Source organism: Glycomyces tritici, from assembly GCF_030403505.1.
Genome location: NZ_JAUEMJ010000004.1, coordinates 581,721 through 599,693 on the forward strand (window position 1 = coordinate 581,721; position 17,973 = coordinate 599,693).

Sequence of the window (17,973 nt, forward strand, 5' to 3'; positions counted from 1 at the left end):
GGAGAGAACCAACCGTGCCGATCGCACCTGGACAACCGGCGTTGATCGCCGTCGCAGTCGCGACCCTCTGGGCCCAGCCCTCGGCCCCGGGACCGGAGGACCGCCTCGCACTCGGCGTGCCGTCCGCCATCCGGGAATGGGTCGCCCGGCTCACCAACGACATCCGCGCCAACGGCCTCAAGGGGCGCGTGCGCACCCAGTGCCTCCTCGGCACCCGCGTCGAAGTCCTCCAGGTCGCCGACGGCTGGGCCGAGGTCTCCTGCCCGCAGCAGGAGACCTCCGGCTGGGTCCCGCTCGACCAGCTCGTGCACCCCGCCGAGAACGACAATGAGGGCGTCGAGCACTTCGTGAGCGCCACCGCGACCGCCGTGCGGGAGGAACCGGGCGGCGACGTCGCCATCCCGGGCGTCACCCTCGGCACCCGCCTGCGGGTCGTCGGCGCCGCCTACCGCGGCTGGGTCCCCGTGGGCCTGCCCGGGCCGCGGCAGCCCGGCTGGGTGCCCCAGCGCGACCTCGCCAACGAACCCGTCACCGATGCGCCCTCGACCGCGCTCATCGCGGCCGGGCTCGACGCGGTGAAACTCGCCCAGCAGCTCCTGGAGATCCCGTACCTCCACGGCGGCGTCAGCGCCTACGGCATCGACGCCCCCGGCCTGGTGTGGATCGTCTACCGCCAGCTCGGCATCGACGTGCCGCGCTTCAACGACGCGCTCATCGAATCCGGCGAGGCCGTCCAGTTCGAGGACCTCCACCCCGGCGACCTGGTGTTCCTCGAGCACGGCGGCGACTCCAGGACCCCGGCGATCATGGCCGAGCGCAGCCAGACCGACCTGCCCGAGGTCATCTTCTCGTCCTCGGTCTACGGCAAGGTCGTCGTCGAATCGCTCAAGGACTCCGAGCTGGCGGGCATCACCGCCTGCCGCCGCCTGCCCGTGCAGGCCTGAGAACGCCGCAAGCGGAACGGCCCGCCTTCCCTTCCGGGGAGGCGGGCCGTTCCGCTTGCTGTGCGCTTGCGTGCTTACTTATCGACGCCCGCCACCGCGGGGGCGGCGGCGTCCATCTCGGCCTCGGACTCCGCGAAGAGCTCCTTGAAGGACTTGCCCTGGCGGCGCAGCAGGAACCAGTTGGCGATCACGACCGCGGCCAGCACGCCGGCGATGATGCCGAGCGAGATCGTGGTCGGGATGTGCGGCATCCACTCGATGTGGTGGCCGCCGTTGATGAACGGCAGCTGGTTCTCCGCCAGGCCGTTCATGACGAGCTTGACGCCGATCCAGCCGAGGATCGCCGCCAGACCCAGGTGCAGGTACTTCAGCGACTTGAGCATCGCGGCCAGCAGGAAGTACAGCTGGCGCAGGCCCATGAGCGCGAAGATCGTGGCGGTGAAGACCAGGTACGGCTCCTGGGTGAGGCCGAAGATCGCCGGGATCGAGTCGAGGGCGAACAGGATGTCCGTCGAGCCGATCGCGATCATCGCCAGCAGCAGCGGCGTCACGAACTTGACGCCGTCGATGCGGGTGAAGAGCTTGCTGCCGTGGTAGTCGGCGCTCACGCGCATCTTCGACTCGGCGAACTTCATGAAGCGCGACTTCTCGTAGTGCTCCTCGCCCTCCTCGCCTTCGTGGGCGTTCTCGCGGAGCTGCCCGATCGCGGTCCAGATGAGGATCGCGCCGAAGATGAGGAAGACCCAGCTGAACTTCGCGATGAGCACGGAGCCCACCGCGATGAAGCCGCCGCGGAGGATGATCGAGAGGACGATGCCGACCAGCAGCACACGCGACTGGAGCACCGGCGGGACCCGGAAGCCCTGGATGATGAGCAGGAAGACGAAGAGGTTGTCGACCGAGAGCGCCAGCTCGGTCAGGTAGCCGGCGTAGAACTGCCCGCCGTAAGTCGCGCCTTGGGTGACGAACATGATGACGCCGAAGACCAGCGCCGCGCCGATGTAGACGCCGGCCCAGGAGGCCGCTTCCTTCGTCGAGAGCTTGTGGGGGTTGCGGATGGCCATCGCGAGGTCGAGTACGACCACGGAGGCCAGCACCACCATCGTGAGAGCCCAGGCCCACGGGGGGAGGTCCAATGTGTTGCCTTCCTTGCCTTTGGAGGGTCACATGGTCTCTCCCGGTCCCTGCGGACCAGCGCCACCGGGGACCGATCGCGGTCCCGTGCATTGACGACGACGCTAACAGCGGCGAGCGCTGCGGGATACTCCCCACATACCTGATTCTGAACAGACGGGACTATTCTGCCTGCCGGAAGCCGACTTGTCACCAGTCGGATATGTGACTTCACTCTCGACACTACGCCTGCTGGGGCCGTTGGGGCGGCAGCTGTGGAAGGCTCCGCTCATGGTTCTCGAAGTCGCTGAAATCAAGGTCACCCCCGGGCAGGAGGACGCTTTCAAGGAGGCGTACCGCTCCGCCCGCGAACTCGTGAAGGTCTCCCCGGGCCTGCGCACGTTGCGCATGACGCAGGGCGTCGAGTCGCCGAGCCGCTTCGTGCTCCTCATCGAGTGGGACTCGGTCGAAGCGCATGAGCAGGGCTTCCGCGAGACCGACCGGTACGTCAAGTGGCGCGAGGCCATCGGCCCGTACTTCGCCCAGCCCCCGCTGGTGGAGCACTTCGACGACGTCGAATAAGCAGCACAGCGACGACGTCGAATAAACAGCACGGCGACGATGTCGAATGAGCAGCACTTCGACGACGTCGACCAGGCAGCGCAGCGGCGACGTCGATCGAGAAGTACTTGCAGCGAGCGGCCCGCGCCTTCCGGCGCGGGCCGCTCGTCTCGGTGTAAGCGACCGCCACGGCGACGTCGATCGAGAAGTACTTGCAGCGCGCGGCCCGCGCCTTCCGGCGCGGGCCGCTCGTCTCGTTCTACGCTCCGGCCTCGTCGATCTGGCGGAGTTCGCGTTTCAGATCCGTGATCTCGTCCCGGTAGGCCGCTGCGAGCTCGAACCTGAGTTCCCTTGCGGCCGCGAGCATCTGCTCGTTGCGCTCATCGAGCTGCTTGAGGATCTCCGAGCGGACCTTGCCGGCGCCCTGCTCCCGCTTGCTCTTCGGAAGGGTCGCCCACGGGTCCTCTTCGACCAGCTTCGCGGTGTCTGCCGCGGACTCGTAGAGGTCCTCCATGATGTCGCCGATGCGCTTGCGCAGCGGCTGCGGGTCGACGCCGTGCAGCTTGTTGTAGGCGATCTGCTTCTCGCGGCGGCGGTCGGTCTCGTCGAGCGCCGCCTTCATGGAGTCGGTGAGCTTGTCGGCGTACATGAGCACGGTGCCCGAGACGTTGCGGGCCGCGCGCCCGATCGTCTGGATCAGCGAGGTCCCCGAGCGCAGGAACCCCTCCTTGTCCGCGTCGAGGATCGCGACCAGCGAGACCTCGGGCAGGTCGAGGCCCTCCCGGAGGAGGTTGATGCCGACGAGGACGTCGTAGTCGCCGCGCCGCAGCTCCCCCAGCAGCTCGACCCGGCGGAGCGTCTCGACCTCCGAGTGCAGGTAGCGCACCCGGATGCCGTTGTCCATGAAGTAGTCCGTGAGGTCTTCGGCCATTTTCTTGGTGAGGGTGGTGACGAGCACGCGCTCGTTCTTCTTGGCGCGCTCGTTGATCTCGTACATGAGGTCGTCGATCTGGCCCTTGGTCGGCCGCACCTCGACATGCGGGTCGACCAGGCCGGTGGGGCGGATCACCTGCTCCACGAACTGGCCCTTGGTCTGCTCCATCTCCCACTTGCCCGGGGTGGCCGAGAGGTAGACGCTCTGGCCCACGCGCTCGCGGAACTCGTCGAAGCGCAGCGGCCGGTTGTCCAGCGCGCTGGGCAGCCGGAAGCCGAAGTCCACGAGGTTGCGCTTGCGCGAGGCGTCGCCCTCGTGCATCGCGCCGATCTGGGGGATGGTCTGGTGCGACTCGTCGACGATGGTGACGAAGTCGGAGGGGAAGTAGTCGAGCAGGGTGTGCGGCGGGGTGCCGGCGGCGCGGCCGTCGATGTGCCGCGAGTAGTTCTCGATGCCGTTGCAGGTGCCGATCTGCTTCATGTTCTCCAGGTCGAACACGGTGCGCATCCGCAGCCGCTGGGCCTCCAGGAGCTTGCCCTGCTCTTCGAGCTCGGCGAGGCGCTCCTCGAGCTCGACCTCGATGTCGCGGATCGCGCGGGCCATCCGCTCGTTGCCCGTGGCGTAGTGCGAGCCGGGGAAGATGAGCACCCGGTCGACCTCGCGGACCACGTCGCCGGTGATCGGGTGGAGGTAGTAGAGCCGGTCGATCTCGTCGCCGAACATCTCGATGCGGATCGCCAGCTCCTCGTAGGCCGGGATGATCTCGATCGTGTCGCCGCGCACCCGGAAGGTACCGCGGGTGAAGGCGACGTCGTTGCGGCCGTATTGGACGTCGACGAGCCGCCGCAGCAGCTTGTCGCGGTCCCACTCCTGGCCCACGGCGACCTCGGTGGCCTGCTCCAGGTACTCGGCGGGCGTGGCCAGGCCGTAGATCGCCGAGACGGTGGCCACCACGACGACGTCGCGGCGGGTCAGCAGCGAGTAGGTGGCGCGGTGGCGCAGCCGCTCGACCTCCTCGTTGATCGAGGCGTCCTTCTCGATGTAGGTGTCGGACTGCGCGACGTACGCCTCGGGCTGGTAGTAGTCGTAGTACGAGACGTAGTACTCGACCGCGTTGTTCGGCAGGAGCTCGCGAAGCTCCTTCGCCAGCTGCGCGGCGAGGGTCTTGTTGTGGACCATCACCAGCGCGGGGCGCTGGAGCTTCTCGATGAGCCACGCGGACGTGGCCGACTTGCCGGTGCCGGTCGCGCCGAGCAGGACCACGTCCCGCTCGCCTCGTTCGACCCGTTCGGTCAGCTGGGCGATCGCGGTCGGCTGGTCCCCCGACGGCTCCCAGTCGGCTACCACCTCGAAGCGCCCTTCGGCGCGCGGAATATCGAATGCCACGGCCCAACCGTAGCGCCGGGGTACGACACAGTTCGCGATCGGCGGTGACTTTTCCCGGTCCGGCTCGTTGGTCCCTGCGTGAGCTCCACTACCGCAGTCCCCTGGAAATCGGCCCTGATGTGGGCCATGGCCATCATCGTCGCGATCGCCGTCGCCGGCTGGTTCGCCGTCTCGTGCAGTCCCGGCGGGTCGAGCGCCGAGCGCCCCGTGAGCGAGGAGGAGGCCGCGCTGCTGGCCGGGATGCGCGAGCGCAACCACGGCTCCGAGCCGGTCGCGGTGCGCATCAGCGTGCCCACCGGCGGCGAGACGGTCACGGCGGACGGATTCGTCGACTGGCAGACGCCGATGCTGTACGCGCGCGTTCCGGACGCCGAGGGCGGCCACCGGCTGATTCAGGCCGTCCCGGGCCTCATCGCCACCCGCGCGGACGACGAGGCGGCCTTCAGCGAGCTGCGCGTCCCCGAGGACGGCTGGACCACCCGGCAGATGCTCGCGGGCGCGGGCACGCCGCTGGAGACGACCATCGACATCCTCGCGTCCTCGCTGTTCACGCTGAGCAGTGCCGAGGCCGACGACCCCGCCGAGCTGGCGGCGCAGGCCACGTGGCGGGAGGAGGGGGTCATCGACGGCGAGCCGGTCGACTCCTTCCGCGCGCCGATCATGGTCGAGACCGACGAGAGTGCGCCCCAGCAGGGCGCGAAGCCTGAGGCGCTGTACTCGCTCGACGCGGACGGGAACCTGCGCCGCTTCCAGGTGAACACGGGCGAGGAGAGCCTCTCGGCCGTGGACTTCCTGCGCGACGTCGAGTTCGACGCGAGCGGACTCGCGGCCGCCGACCTCCTGGGCGGCCCGGCGGTCACGCCCGCCCCCGTCGACGAGGAGCTGGCGGCGACGATCGCGGAGGTGCGCAAGGGCAACTGGGAGGACACCGCCGAGGTTGAGCTGACCGTGCCCACCGGCGACGGCGAGGTGACGACGGGCCGCGGCTCGATCGACTGGCGCACCATGACCGCGTACCTGCACCTGTCGGACGCGAGCGGCCAGCGGCTGCTCCTGGCCCGGCCCGGCGGCTACGCGACCGCCGCGGCCGAGGGCGACGAGCTGCCCGAGTCGCCGCCCGCCGAAGGCTGGGAGGCGCACGCGCTCGCCGACGAGGACGCGGCCGACCATTTCGGCGCGGTCGAATCGCTGGTCTTCCGGCTCCTGGAGATGGCCGCCGAGGAGGCCGAGGACGCGGACGCCATCGCGGAGCAGGCGTTCCTGCTCCGGGTCGACGACGTCGACGGCGAGGCGGTGCACGTCGTCGAGTTCCCGGTCGCCGGCGACGCCGAAGCGGCCGGGGGCCGCTCGGCGTTCCGCTACCACCTCGAAGGCGAGCGGCTGCGCGAGGTCGAGATGATGTCGTTCTACGGCGTCGCCAGCGCCGAACTGTCCGATGAGGACTTCCCGATGGTCGAGATCCCTTGGGAGCTGGCCGAGAAGATCGGCTGACCACAGTGGTATGGAAGGGGCCAGGCCGTGCGGCCTGGCCCCTCCTCATTCACCTCCGCTTAGCAGACCGGGGCGTGCCAGCCGGTCTCGGCGGCCCAGCGGTTCGCGCGGGGCCAGCCCTCCTGGTCGAACCAGGGCTCCTTGGCCTCGGTGTAGTCCGCGGTCGCATCGACCTTGGTCGCCAGCGCGGCCTTGGCCTGCGCGTAGTCCCGGCGGGCGGCCGGGTCGGCGCGCAGCCAGTCGCGGAACAGCAGCGCGAACCGCTGGCCGGGGCTGTCGATCGGCCGGAAGTGGACATGGGCGATGTTCCCCGGATCCGCGAAGCCGTAGAAGCGCTTCTCCCAGTCCAGCGGGTTCGGGAACTCGGGCTTGGGCGAATCGTGCGCGACCTTGCCGTAGAACCCGGCGTCGCCGAGCGCATCGGCGAAGGCGTCCACGATCGGGAGCGCGACCACCGTGACCTGGATGTCGATGACGTCCTTCGCGGGCACGGCCGGGACGGCGGTGGAGCCCACGTGGTCGATGCGGACCGCGCTCGGTCCGAGGACCCGGCGCAGGCGCGCGGCGTGGTGCTCGAAGCGGCGCGACCATTCCGGGTCGGTCTCGACGAGCTGGATCTTCTCGGGCCGGGGCTCATAGCGGCCCTGGCGGAGGTTCTCGGCGAACGGCATGATGCGGTCGACCCACAGGAGCTCGACACGGTGCTCGAGCTCGTGCAGGTCGCCACCGTTGTGGATGACGACGTCGCAGACCTCGCGGCGTTCGGTGTCGGAGGCCTGGGCGTCGATCCGGCGCAGGGCGTCGGCGCGGGGCAGGCCCCGCTCGGCGAGCCGTTCGAGCCTGAGCTCTCGCGGCGCTTCCACGTCGATGTTGAGGTGGAAGCCGGGCGCCTGACCTGTTTCGGCCAGGAGCGGAATGTCTTGGACGACGATGGCGTCCTCGGGCATGGCATCGGTGAGCTGACGGGCACGGGCCCGAACGCGCGGGTGCACGATCGCCTCGAGCTCCGCCCGGGCGGGCGGGCTGTCGAAGACGATCTTCGCGAGTTCGGCGCGGTCCAGCGCGCCGTCGGCGTCGAGCACTTCGGGACCGAAACGGGAGACCACCGCGGCCAGCCCCTCGGTGTTCGGGGCGACGACCTCGCGGGAGAGGGCGTCCGCGTCGACGACGCGGGCCCCAAGCTCAGACAGCTTCGCTGCGACCGTGCTCTTACCGGCTCCGATGCCACCTGTCAATGCGACTCTAAGCACAAATAAAACACTACCCGCCCCAGGCGAACAGCCTGGGACGGGCAGTGTGTATTTCAGCTAAACGAGCGACGAACCTAGTTGCCGGCGAGCTTCTCGCGCAGAGCCGCGAGCGCCTCGTCGGTGGCCAGGGTGCCCTGGGGCTCGGCCGAAGGAGCCGACTTCTTCTCAGAGGTCGTCTTCTTCGCGCCCTTCTCACCCTTGGGGGCCGCTTCGCCCTCGGCGGGCTTGGCGGGAGCCTCGGTGATGACGCGCTCGGCGATCTGCTTGCCGTGCTCCTCCCAGCGGGTGCGGGCCTCGGCGTACTGCCGCTCCCACTCCTCGCGGGCCTCGTCGAAGCCCTCCATCCACTCGCCGGTCTCCGAGTCGAAGCCGTCCGGGTAGATGTAGTTGCCCTGGTCGTCGTACTGCGCGGCCATGCCGTACAGCGTCGGGTCGAACTGCTCCTCGTTCTCGACGTAGGCCTCGTTGGCCTGCTTGAGCGAGAGCGAGATCCGGCGGCGGTCCAGGTCGATGTCGATGACCTTGACCATGGCGTCGGAGCCGACCTTGACGACCTGCTCGGGCACCTCCACGTGGCGCTCGGCCAGCTCGGAGATGTGCACCAGGCCCTCGATGCCGTCCTCGACGCGGACGAACGCGCCGAAGGGGACGAGCTTGGTGACCTTGCCCGGGACGATCTGACCGATCGCGTGGGTGCGGGCGAACTGGCGCCACGGGTCTTCCTGGGTCGCCTTCAGCGACAGGGAGACGCGCTCGCGGTCCAGGTCCACCTCGAGGACCTCGACCTCGACCGGCTGACCGACCTCGACGACCTCGGACGGGTGGTCGATGTGCTTCCAGGACAGCTCGGAGACGTGCACCAGGCCGTCGACCCCGCCGAGGTCGACGAACGCGCCGAAGTTGACGATCGAGGAGACCGTGCCCTTGCGGACCTGGCCCTTCGCAAGCTGGTGCAGGAACTCGGTGCGGACCTCGGACTGGGTCTGCTCGAGCCAGGCGCGACGCGACAGGACCACGTTGTTGCGGTTCTTGTCGAGTTCGATGATCTTGGCTTCGAGCTCGCGGCCGACGTACGGCTGCAGGTCGCGCACACGACGCATCTCGACCAGAGACGCGGGCAGGAAGCCGCGCAGGCCGATGTCGAGGATGAGACCGCCCTTGACCACTTCGATGACCGAGCCGCGAACGACGCCGTCCTCTTCCTTGATCTTCTCGATGGTGCCCCACGCACGCTCGTACTGCGCGCGCTTCTTCGAGAGGATCAGACGGCCTTCCTTGTCCTCCTTCTGGAGGACGAGGGCCTCAACGTGATCGCCCACAGAGACGACGTCTTCGGGGTCCACGTCGTGCTTGATCGACAACTCGCGCGAGGGGATGACGCCCTCGGTCTTGTAGCCGATGTCGAGCAGGACTTCATCCCGGTCGACCTTGACGACGGTACCTTCGACGATATCGCCGTCATTGAAGTATTTGATGGTCGCGTCGATCGCCGCGAGGAGTTCCTCGTCGGAAAAGACTTCTTCGACCGTGCTGTTCTCAGCGTTGCTCGAGGTGGCCTCGATGCTGCTCGTCATGTGGGCTGGTGCTCCGGATACGTAAGAATCGTGGGCTCGCGCCCGCGCCCTCGCTAGACGCGAATGCTCGCAGTTCGTTCCCGGGCCGCCCTTGCCGCTGGCAACGCGTCCTACTCCATTCTGAGGACGCGGACATGCCCAGGCCATCCCAGGTTACCGTGCGCGATAACGCCGCGCCAGTCCGGGCCGGGACTCGTGGCCGCAGCCACGACATCCAAGGCCGGCAAGCGGGCGCCTCGACCCGCTAATGGGCGGCGGCCTCCCACGACTCGCCGAAACCGGCCTGCACGGTGAGCGGCACCGCGAGCTCGGCGGCGTTCGACATCTGCTCGCGCACGAGCGATTCGAGCGCCTTCGACTCACCGGGTGCGACCTCGCATACGAGCTCGTCGTGCACCTGCAGCAGCACCCGCGAGGCGAGCCCGGAGGACCGCAGCGCGCGGTCGACGCCGAGCATCGCGGTCTTCATGATGTCTGCGGCGCTGCCCTGGATCGGGGCGTTGAGTGCGGCCCGCTCGGCCATCTCGCGGCGCTGGCGGTTGTCGGAGGTGAGGTCTGGGAAGTAGCGGCGCCGGCCCATGATCGTCTCGGTGTACCCGGTCTTGCGGGCCTCCTCGACCACCCGGTGCAGGTAGTCGCGGACCTTCCCGAAGCGCGCGAAGTAGTCGTTCGAGAGCTGCTGCGCCTCCTCGGTGGAGACCGCGAGCTGCTGGCTCAGGCCGTACGTGGACAGGCCGTAGGCGAGGCCGTAGGACATGGCCTTGATCTTGCGGCGGTGCTCGGCGGTGACGGCCTCGGGCGCGACGGAGAAGACCTTCGCGGCGACGGCGCGGTGGATGTCCTCGCCCGAGACGAACGCGTCGATCAGTCCCTCGTCGCCGGTGAGGCTGGCCATGATCCGCATCTCGATCTGGCTGTAGTCGATGGTCATGAGGGACTCGAAGCCCTCGGAGACGACGAAGCCGGCGCGGATGTTGCGCCCGGCCTCGGAGCGGACCGGGATGTTCTGCAGGTTCGGGTCGGCCGAGGAGAGGCGCCCGGTGGCGGCCACGGTCTGGTGGAACGTGGTGTGGATGCGTCCGTCGGTCTGGATGGTCGCGCGCAGTGTGGCGACGATCTGCTTGAGCTTCTCGACGTCGCGGAACCGCAGCAGCTGCTCCAGGAGCGGGTGCTGATTCTTCGCGTAGAGCTGCTGCAGCGCTTCGGCATTGGTGGTGTAGCCGGTCTTGGTGCGCTTGGTCTTCGGCATCTTCAGCTCCTCGAAGAGGATCTCCTGGAGCTGCTTGGGCGAGCCGACGTTGAAGGGGCGGCCCACGATCTCGTGGGCGCGGTCCGTGGCCTCCTTCGACTGCATGGCGAACCCGGCCTCGATGTCGGCGAAGTGGCCTTCGTCTGCGGCGATCCCGAGGATCTCCATGCGCGCCAGGACGCCCGCGAGCGGGAACTCCATCTCGTCGGCGAGCCGCGCCTGGTGGCGGTCGGCCAGCCGGGCGGTCTGCTCGGCGGCGAGGTCCCCGATGACGGCCGCGGCGGCGCAGTCGGCCTCGAGCTTCGCCGAATCGTCGTTCATCGCCGCGTCCAGGCCCACGAGCGCGCCGTCGGCGGCGGGCGTCTCGGGGGTCTCCAGCTCGCGGCCGAGGAACTGCATGGCGAGGTCGCCCAGCGCGTACGAGCGCTGCTCGGGCTTGAGCAGGTAGGCGCCGAGCACCGTGTCGGCCTTGATCCCCTCGACCTCGGGCCAGCCCGCGGCGTCGGCGCCCCACAGGAACGCCTTCGCGTCGTGCACGACCTTGCCCTTGGCGGGGTCGGCGAGCCAGGCCGCCCAGGTCGTCTCGTCCTCGGCGTCGAGCTGGGAAGGCTCGAACCAGAGCGCCTGGCCGCCCTCGGCCAGCGCGATCGTGTCGAACGAGCCCGCCCCGGACGCGAAGGTCCCGGTGAACGCGATCGCGACGGTCCCTTCGCGGGCGCCGAGCCAGGCGGCGAGCCCGCCGGGCACCAGCGCGGCGGCCTCGGTCTGATCGACCTCGACGGCGGGGACTGCGGCGGCGCCGACGGCCTTGGAGGCGAGGTTCGCGTTGAGGCGCTCGCCGAGGGCGCGGAACTGGAGGGCGTCGAACAGGCTGTTGGTCTCGGCGACCGACCAGCCGGCCCACTCCAGGTCGTCGAGTCCCGATTCGAGTTCGAGGTCGCACACGAGGCCGTTGAGGCGGTGGTTGCGCAGCACGTCGTCCAAGTGCGCGCGCAGGTTCTCGCCGGCCTTGCCGGTGATCTCGTCGGCCTTGGCGACCAGGCCGTCGAGCGAGCCGTACTTGACGATCCACTTCGCGGCGGTCTTGGGGCCGACGCCGGGGATGCCGGGGAGGTTGTCGGACTTCTCCCCCACGAGGGCGGCGAGGTCGCGGTAGCGGTCGGGGGTGACGCCGTACTTGGCCTCGACGGCCTCGGGCGTGTAGCGGGCGAGCTCGGTGACGCCCTTGACCGGGTAGAGCAGGGTCGTGTCGGCGCCGACCAGCTGGATCGCGTCGCGGTCGCCCGAGGAGATGAGCGTGGCGAACCCGGCCTCTCCGGCGCGGGTGGCGAGGGTCGCGATGATGTCGTCGGCCTCGTAGTTGGTCTTGGTGAGCCAGGAGATGCCGAAGGCGTCCAGGAGCTGCTGGATGATCGGGATCTGGCTCTTGAACTCCTGCGGGGTCTCGCCGCGGCCGTCCTTGTAGGCGGCGTACTCGTCGGTGCGGAACGAGTGGCGCGAGAGGTCGAAGGCGACCGCGATGTGGGTGGGCTCCTCGGCCTTGAGCAGGTTGATCAGCATCGACGCGAAACCGTAGACGGCGTTGGTCACCTGGCCGTCGTCCGTGGCGAACTTCTCGGCGGGAAGCGCGAAGAACGCGCGGTATGCCATCGAGTGGCCGTCGATCAGGAGCAGGCGCGATTGCGAAGAAGTCACCCCACGAGCCTATCGAGTGCCTCCGACAACCCGGCGGCAAGCGGGGGCCGCGTGGCTCGGGGATGCAGAAACGGCCCGCGGACGGTGGGGTCCGCGGGCCGTGAAGTTCGGGAGGCCTACTCGGCTTCCTGGGCTTCCTTCTGCTCGGCTTCGGCGATGACGCGCTCGGCGACGGCGCGCATCGAGAGGCGGTGGTCCATCGCGGCGCGCTGGATCCAGCGGAACGCGTCGGGCTCGGGCATGCCGTACTGGGTCATGAGCAGGCCCTTGGCGCGGTCGACGAGCTTGCGGACCTCGAGGCGCTCGGTGAGGTTCGCGACCTCCTTCTCAAGGGCGGTCATCTCGGCGAAGCGGGTGAGGGAGAGCTCGATGGCCGGGACCAGGTCGGACTTCTGGAAGGGCTTCACGAGATAGGCCATGGCGCCGGCGGACGTGGCCCGGCTGATGAGGTCGCGCTGGGAGAAGGCGGTGAGGATCACGACCGGCGCGATGCGCGCGGAGACGATCTTCTCCGCGGCTTGGAGGCCGTCCATGATCGGCATCTGGATGTCGCAGATGACCAGGTCGGGCTGGTGCTCCTCGGCGAGGCGGACGGCGGCTTCACCGTCGGCGGCCTCGGCTACGACCTCATAGCCTTCCTCGGTGAGCATCTCGGCCAGGTCGAGGCGGATGAGCCCCTCGTCTTCGGCGATGAGCACGCGCTTGCGCGGCTCCTCGGCGGCCTTGCTCGTCATGCGGGTCCGTACCTTTCGTGCGCGAATGGACGTAGGGGCGTGCGTCGTTTCAGGCACACCAGGACGCTAGCTTAGCCGCCGCGCTTCGGGCCCGCACGTTCCTATGCCGAGCGTTTCGGACGTTGGAACCGAAACGTGAGCGGGGCAACCCGCCTCGGGCCGACCGGGAGGACGGGCTCGAAACCCGTACGGTGTGGGTTCGAATCCCACCGGGCCGCTTTCTTCCGCTGCCGCCTAGCGGCCCACTCGGACCGGTTCGCGGCCGCCCGCCCCGCACCGGGTATCATCTACACCGGCTCCGGCGCACTGCCCGGTGCCTCGGCCCGGTATTCCAACTGGCAGAGAAGACGGATTCAAAACCCGTACAGTGTGGGTTCGAATCCCACCCGGGTCATGTCACAGACCCGTACGCCCCCGAACTGGCCGAACACGACTCCACCCCGAGTTTCCTGCTCCAGGCGACATACGACCGGGACGGCAACGAGCTCACCGCCGAGGTGACCTCAACGTGAACCTCCCGCTCCTCCCCCGGCCACGACCGCCACCAGACTCCTCGGACATCCGTGGCCTGCAGGTAGCATCGCTCCCCGGCCAGGCCAACTGTACCGGCCCTACTACTCCAACTGGCAGAGAGAGCGGACTCAAAACCCGCACAGTCTGGGTTCGAATCCCAGGTAGGGCACCAAACTCAGCAAAGGCGGTCCAACCCGAGCTCGACCAGCGGGAGAATACGCCCGGCCGCGGCCCGCAATTCGAGCGCCGTCCGATATTAGGATCGGAGCTCCCATCCAGTCAGCTTGGCAGGGTTGGCGGGTCGAGCCAAGCAAACAGGTCCTCGAACTCGGTTTCGAGCAAGGGGGTCCCTCTGGAGCTCGATACTTGCATCGCGCGCGGCGGCACTGATTAGCGGCCTCGGTGCCTCCCACAACTGCGCGTGGGACGCGAGCACCGGCAGCAGCACCGAGGCCTTCGTGAATCTCCAGGAGACCACCAACTCCTCAGCGGGGAGACTCAGACATCTGGATCGAACCCCATGCGGGGTCCTCCGTACCTGTGAGCATATTCCATCCACTGGGGGGGGTATGTGTGTATAGCCGGTTGAAGCGGGCCTGGCTGAAGATTTCAGACTCACGGAGAGACGTATTTTCGAAATCAGACCTCTCACAGAACACAGTCTTATTGAAGCTTGTGTCTGCACTTGCGGTGAATTTTGCATTCTTGAATCTAGCCTCGCTACCAAAATACACTTCCATGAAGGTCGCGTGACTCTCGAATTCTACATTTTCAAAGGTTGCCACACTCTTTACTCGTGCCGAATGGAAAGAAGCGATTGCATCAAACCGCGCATTTTTGAATGATGCGCTAGTCTCAAACCTAGTCGAGTTGAAGTACGATCTTCCGTCGAACTCGACGCCGGTGAACTCAGCATCTTGCCCGAACGAACCGTACATGAAGAGTGCATCTTGCCTGAAGTGCGCCCAGCTGAACACGGCACTTTGAAGAAATTCGACTCGTTGATATTGTGCGCTTCCCTCAAAGATGGCCTTAAAGAAGTTTGCACCAGCCATGAACTTAGCTTCGGTAAAGACGACATTCCCTACGAATCTAGTTTCTTCAAAATTTGGCCTTCCGATAAATTTCGCCTGTGCGAAATCCGCATTTCGCAGCTCGGCTCCATTGAAATCAATACGATCAAGAACTGCCCCAGAGAGATTCATTCGAGTATGCTCCCAGAAGCCTCCGGGATGCTTACGTTGATTGAGGTGGCGTTGGAGAATCTCTTGGGCCACGAGTCGAACGTGTTGTTCTTCAGATGAAGTACTGCCGATGATTGCTAGCTGAAATTCCTCTAGACGGGATTGTTTCTCGACCTCGCTTCTTACGCGAGGCATCCTTAGATACGCGCAGATTTCATCGAGAACAATCTGTCGAAGTTCCGGGTGAAGGTCACCGAGTCTTTCAAGATTGTGAAGACCGCCTATTCGGACTGCGGGACTTTCGGACCCAAGCTGCTCGACAGCCTTGATGCGCAGCTCCGTAATCCGTCGCTGTTGGGCGTCATTTTGCATTGACGCCGACTCGAGTTCTTTATGTTGTTGCTGCCTTTCCCCTTGGCGCTGGCGATGGAAAGCCAGAAGGAGCGCCAAGATGCCGACGGCACCTGCCCCTGCCGTCAATGCGTAGCGAATGGCAGATATCCGCAATTTCGCCGTCTCGATGACAAAAGTCTCATCAGACTGTGTTGCATCGGGTATTTGAAACAGGACAAGAACATATGTGACTACGATAGTGACGAGAACCGCGCAGACCGCTGCCAACGCTACCCACCAAGGGAGTAGGCGAATCTTGTCCAGAGGTGGCGGTTGATCATGATTCAACGCTGCGCCCTTGTCGGACCTAGTGATTGGAGGGTCCGCCGTCACTCGCGGGCCGGACCCGACCTCGTCATCCTTGTCACCTTGCGCTGAGGCTGCGATGCCGACGCCGAGCCCGGCCCAAGCAGTATCAACGCCGCCATCATCACCTTGGCCTTCGTCGTCGTCCACGTACAGGTCCTCGGCGTCTGGCGAGTACAGGCCGACGCTCCACACCAGCAGCGGCGGCCCTTTGTGCCCGGGAGGTCCGTACAGGGTGATGCTGTGGTGCTCGCCTTCGGCGTAGTCCGGCGGGAACAGACCAAGGCTCATAGCACGCGCACCGAGCTCATATGTGTCGAGTTCATCGGCCGCCGCGCGCAGCTCGGCGAGCTGCACCGCATCGGTGGTCACGATGTAGCGCTCGTAATCATTCACTGCGCTTCAACGCCTCTCCAGTCCCTCGGTACGTGTTGAGCTGGTAGCTGCCATCTTCGCCTTCCACCCGAACGTGGAGGGTATACCCCGGCGGCAGGACCTTTGGCAAGTTCTCATGGCACCCGTTGGGGTCGGGCCGGCGGTAGCCGCCGCAAGTGGGGATGTTCAACCACAGGGTCATGACCATAGTTGTCGTCTTGCGCATGTACGCCGCGACGCCGCCTTCGATATGCCACGAAGTCGCGACCTCGCGCAGCCGCCATTCGTCTTTCAGGTCCGGTGTGTCATAGACGCGGTCGCCGCTCAACGGCCTCAACGGTTGGCGCAACACCGGCTTTCCGGCCCCGTCGTACAGCAGACCCAGGGCGGACGTGCGCCCCTTCACGTTGCGGGGCCAACCTTCGCGCCGAATCGCCTCCACGCGAGCAGGATCACGGGCCTTCGGGTCGTAGGACGGTGCCGAGGATGCGCCGGCCGCTCCGGACGCCTCGTCAACACTTGCCATCCTGGCTCCAACCCTCGGGGAATGACATCCTACGAGATTCGGCCCACCCGCTGAAAAGCACAGTCTGCGGCGGCACCTAGGGGCAAGATTGAGGGCGGCGGAGACTCTCCGGGGCCATCGCGCGCAGCGGTTGAAGAACTCGCCGACTTCGCGCACCGATCCGCGCCCCAGACAGGAAAGCCAAACGCAGTACTATGCCAGCCCGGTCACCAGAGGGTCGTTTGGAAGTGTCGGTCTTCCGGTGGTGACTTCGGGACACGGGATCCTCGGCATTGCGGGCAGTCAGTTCCTCTGCCGGTTCGCCGGTTAACGGCCGCTTCCCATTCGTGTCCCTTCGTGCACCGCCACCACATGACCCGGTTCGAGAACGGGCGCAGCCGCTCCGGGGTCCAGTCGCCGTTCAAGTCGGCCGCGAACTCTGCAGCAATCTCAGGGAACCTATCTGCGAGGCTGTGTCCCGGGGCCGCCGAGTTCGATTCGTGACGGGTTTTGAGAATGCAAGAACGGCATCCAGTTCCTTCCGCTCGCGAACGTGCGACTGGGGACGCCTGCCACCGGTGTCTGCATGTCGGGCACCGCCACCACACCAAGGTTCGCGACTCCTTGCGGACCTCCTCAGGCCCTTTAGGGTTCGCTTCGCGGTCCCACTGGTCGATGAGGTCGGGTCGGGCCGCGGCGAACGATGCGACGTGTGCCCGTTCAGCATGGTAGATGGCCCACCGGTCCTGCCGTTCGCATTCGGGGCAGGAGGCGCCCCCGGTCGTTCGGGACGACAGGAGCGACGAGGTCTCGTGCCCGCGCTCGCACAACCAGTGCACGGTGACGTTCGCTGCAGGGACGAGGTTCCATGGGGTGAGCTCGCCGTTCTTGGTTGGATGCCAGTTGGGCACGATTCTCGGGAACAGTTCGGCGGCCGATCCACCTGGCGGTGGAGTCCGATGCCCGCGTTTGTCAGCGAACACGCATGTGCGGCAGCCTCCTCGCTGCTTGGTGCGGCTGCGAACCGACGACTCCCACTCACGTCCGCAGTCTGGGCATTGCCACCACACGCGGTAGTCACTCGTGATCTTGTAATCCCGGGGTGTGCGCCCTTCGTTGCGCGTCGGGTGCCACGCGGCGGCGATTTCCGGATCCGCCGCGAGGGAGTCTTCGAACTCGGCCGGGCGGTACCGCAGGGGCGCGTCCAGCTTCCGGCATTCCTTGCAGCCGGCGCCTTTGATGGTCCGGTCGGCCACTTTCTGGACCCAGGTGTGCCCGCGCGCGCACCGCCACCAGATCTTCCACTGTGATGCGGGCATGAAGTCCGCGCCGGTGCGGCCCTCGTTCAAGTCCGCGGCCACTTCAGCGCTGATCGCCGGGTGCCGGTCCGTGAGGCTCTGCCCCGGCGGCGGCGGTTTCGGCTGTTTCCGCTTCGCTTGCTTGCAGGTCGCGCAGCCAGGCCCGGAACCGTTCGCGCGGCCGGCGACCGCGGCTTGCCATTGGTGTCCGCAGGAGTGGCAGCGCCACCACACTCGCTCTTGTGCACCGGACCCATACGCCTCGGGCCCTGTCCCGTTAGCGGCAATATCCCAGTCACAAACTAGTTCGGGATGGTCGGTCGCCAGCGAACGCTGCACGCGGCACTCGTAGTCGGCGGCAGCGGCATCTGCACCCAGGCGAATCCTGGCCGCCAAGTATTCTCCAGCGTTCACGGGATACCCGAGGCTGGCCAGGTGCGCGAGCAGGAGATGCGCCGTCTCCAGGAC

General features: G+C 67.0%; 12 protein-coding genes and 2 tRNA genes. 5 read left to right on the forward strand and 9 right to left on the reverse strand.

The annotated features are described in order from the left end of the window. Positions 1 to 14 precede the first annotated feature (14 nt). Complete coding sequence (locus QWI33_RS16725) at positions 15 to 944, forward strand: C40 family peptidase (protein WP_289958280.1); 930 nt, start codon at positions 15 to 17, stop codon at positions 942 to 944. A gap of 74 nt (positions 945 to 1,018) precedes the next feature. Here QWI33_RS16725 and QWI33_RS16730 read toward each other — a convergent pair whose 3' ends face one another. Continuing rightward, positions 1,019 to 2,080, reverse strand: coding sequence for a TerC/Alx family metal homeostasis membrane protein (locus QWI33_RS16730; protein ID WP_289958281.1), 1,062 nt, complete (start codon positions 2,078 to 2,080; stop codon positions 1,019 to 1,021). A 268-nt stretch (positions 2,081 to 2,348) separates the two neighbouring features. Between QWI33_RS16730 and QWI33_RS16735 the strand changes: the two genes are divergently transcribed. Then, positions 2,349 to 2,639: an antibiotic biosynthesis monooxygenase family protein gene (locus QWI33_RS16735; RefSeq protein WP_289958282.1), complete on the forward strand. Its 291-nt coding sequence runs from the start codon at positions 2,349 to 2,351 to the stop codon at positions 2,637 to 2,639. Positions 2,640 to 2,877: 238 nt separating this feature from the next. Here the strand turns inward: QWI33_RS16735 and uvrB are convergent, their stop codons facing one another. Beyond that, entirely contained in the window at positions 2,878 to 4,938 is a 2,061-nt protein-coding gene (gene uvrB / locus QWI33_RS16740; protein ID WP_289958283.1) for an excinuclease ABC subunit UvrB, read from the reverse strand. Between the two features lie 78 nt (positions 4,939 to 5,016). On the opposite strand from uvrB, the gene QWI33_RS16745 reads away from it, so the two are divergent. Continuing rightward, positions 5,017 to 6,429 (forward strand): hypothetical protein, encoded by a 1,413-nt coding sequence (locus QWI33_RS16745; RefSeq protein ID WP_289958284.1) that lies wholly within the window; start codon positions 5,017 to 5,019, stop codon positions 6,427 to 6,429. 59 nt (positions 6,430 to 6,488) lie between these two features. Here the strand turns inward: QWI33_RS16745 and coaE are convergent, their stop codons facing one another. From coaE to QWI33_RS16765, 4 genes are all read right to left on the reverse strand, one after another. Next, positions 6,489 to 7,679, reverse strand: a complete 1,191-nt coding sequence (gene coaE / locus QWI33_RS16750) for a dephospho-CoA kinase (RefSeq protein ID WP_289958285.1) — start codon at positions 7,677 to 7,679, stop codon at positions 6,489 to 6,491. A gap of 74 nt (positions 7,680 to 7,753) precedes the next feature. After that, positions 7,754 to 9,253, reverse strand: coding sequence for a 30S ribosomal protein S1 (rpsA, locus tag QWI33_RS16755; RefSeq protein WP_289958286.1), 1,500 nt, complete (start codon positions 9,251 to 9,253; stop codon positions 7,754 to 7,756). A gap of 244 nt (positions 9,254 to 9,497) precedes the next feature. Then, a complete protein-coding gene (polA, locus tag QWI33_RS16760) occupies positions 9,498 to 12,197 on the reverse strand; it encodes a DNA polymerase I (protein ID WP_289958287.1) in 2,700 nt (899 codons plus the stop codon). 116 nt (positions 12,198 to 12,313) lie between these two features. Next, positions 12,314 to 12,931, reverse strand: coding sequence for an ANTAR domain-containing response regulator (locus tag QWI33_RS16765; RefSeq protein ID WP_270113239.1), 618 nt, complete (start codon positions 12,929 to 12,931; stop codon positions 12,314 to 12,316). Positions 12,932 to 13,251: 320 nt separating this feature from the next. Between QWI33_RS16765 and QWI33_RS16770 the strand changes: the two genes are divergently transcribed. Next, positions 13,252 to 13,325, forward strand: a tRNA-Leu gene (locus QWI33_RS16770). A 214-nt stretch (positions 13,326 to 13,539) separates the two neighbouring features. Then, positions 13,540 to 13,616: transfer RNA gene (locus QWI33_RS16775), tRNA-Leu, on the forward strand. A 313-nt stretch (positions 13,617 to 13,929) separates the two neighbouring features. Here QWI33_RS16775 and QWI33_RS16780 read toward each other — a convergent pair. The 3 genes from QWI33_RS16780 to QWI33_RS29415 all read right to left on the reverse strand — a co-directional run bounded on the left by QWI33_RS16780 (position 13,930) and on the right by QWI33_RS29415 (position 17,919). Beyond that, the gene (locus tag QWI33_RS16780) at positions 13,930 to 15,723 is read right to left on the reverse strand and encodes a pentapeptide repeat-containing protein (RefSeq protein ID WP_289958288.1); all 1,794 of its coding nucleotides are present in this window, start codon (positions 15,721 to 15,723) and stop codon (positions 13,930 to 13,932) included. After that, on the reverse strand, positions 15,716 to 16,228 hold the full coding sequence (locus QWI33_RS16785; protein WP_289958289.1) for a DddA-like double-stranded DNA deaminase toxin: 513 nt from the start codon (positions 16,226 to 16,228) through the stop codon (positions 15,716 to 15,718). Before QWI33_RS16785 ends, QWI33_RS16780 begins: the two co-directional genes overlap by 8 nt. Positions 16,229 to 16,434: 206 nt before the next feature. Then, positions 16,435 to 17,919 (reverse strand): zinc-ribbon domain-containing protein, encoded by a 1,485-nt coding sequence (locus tag QWI33_RS29415; protein WP_353895499.1) that lies wholly within the window; start codon positions 17,917 to 17,919, stop codon positions 16,435 to 16,437. Positions 17,920 to 17,973: the final 54 nt, after the last annotated feature.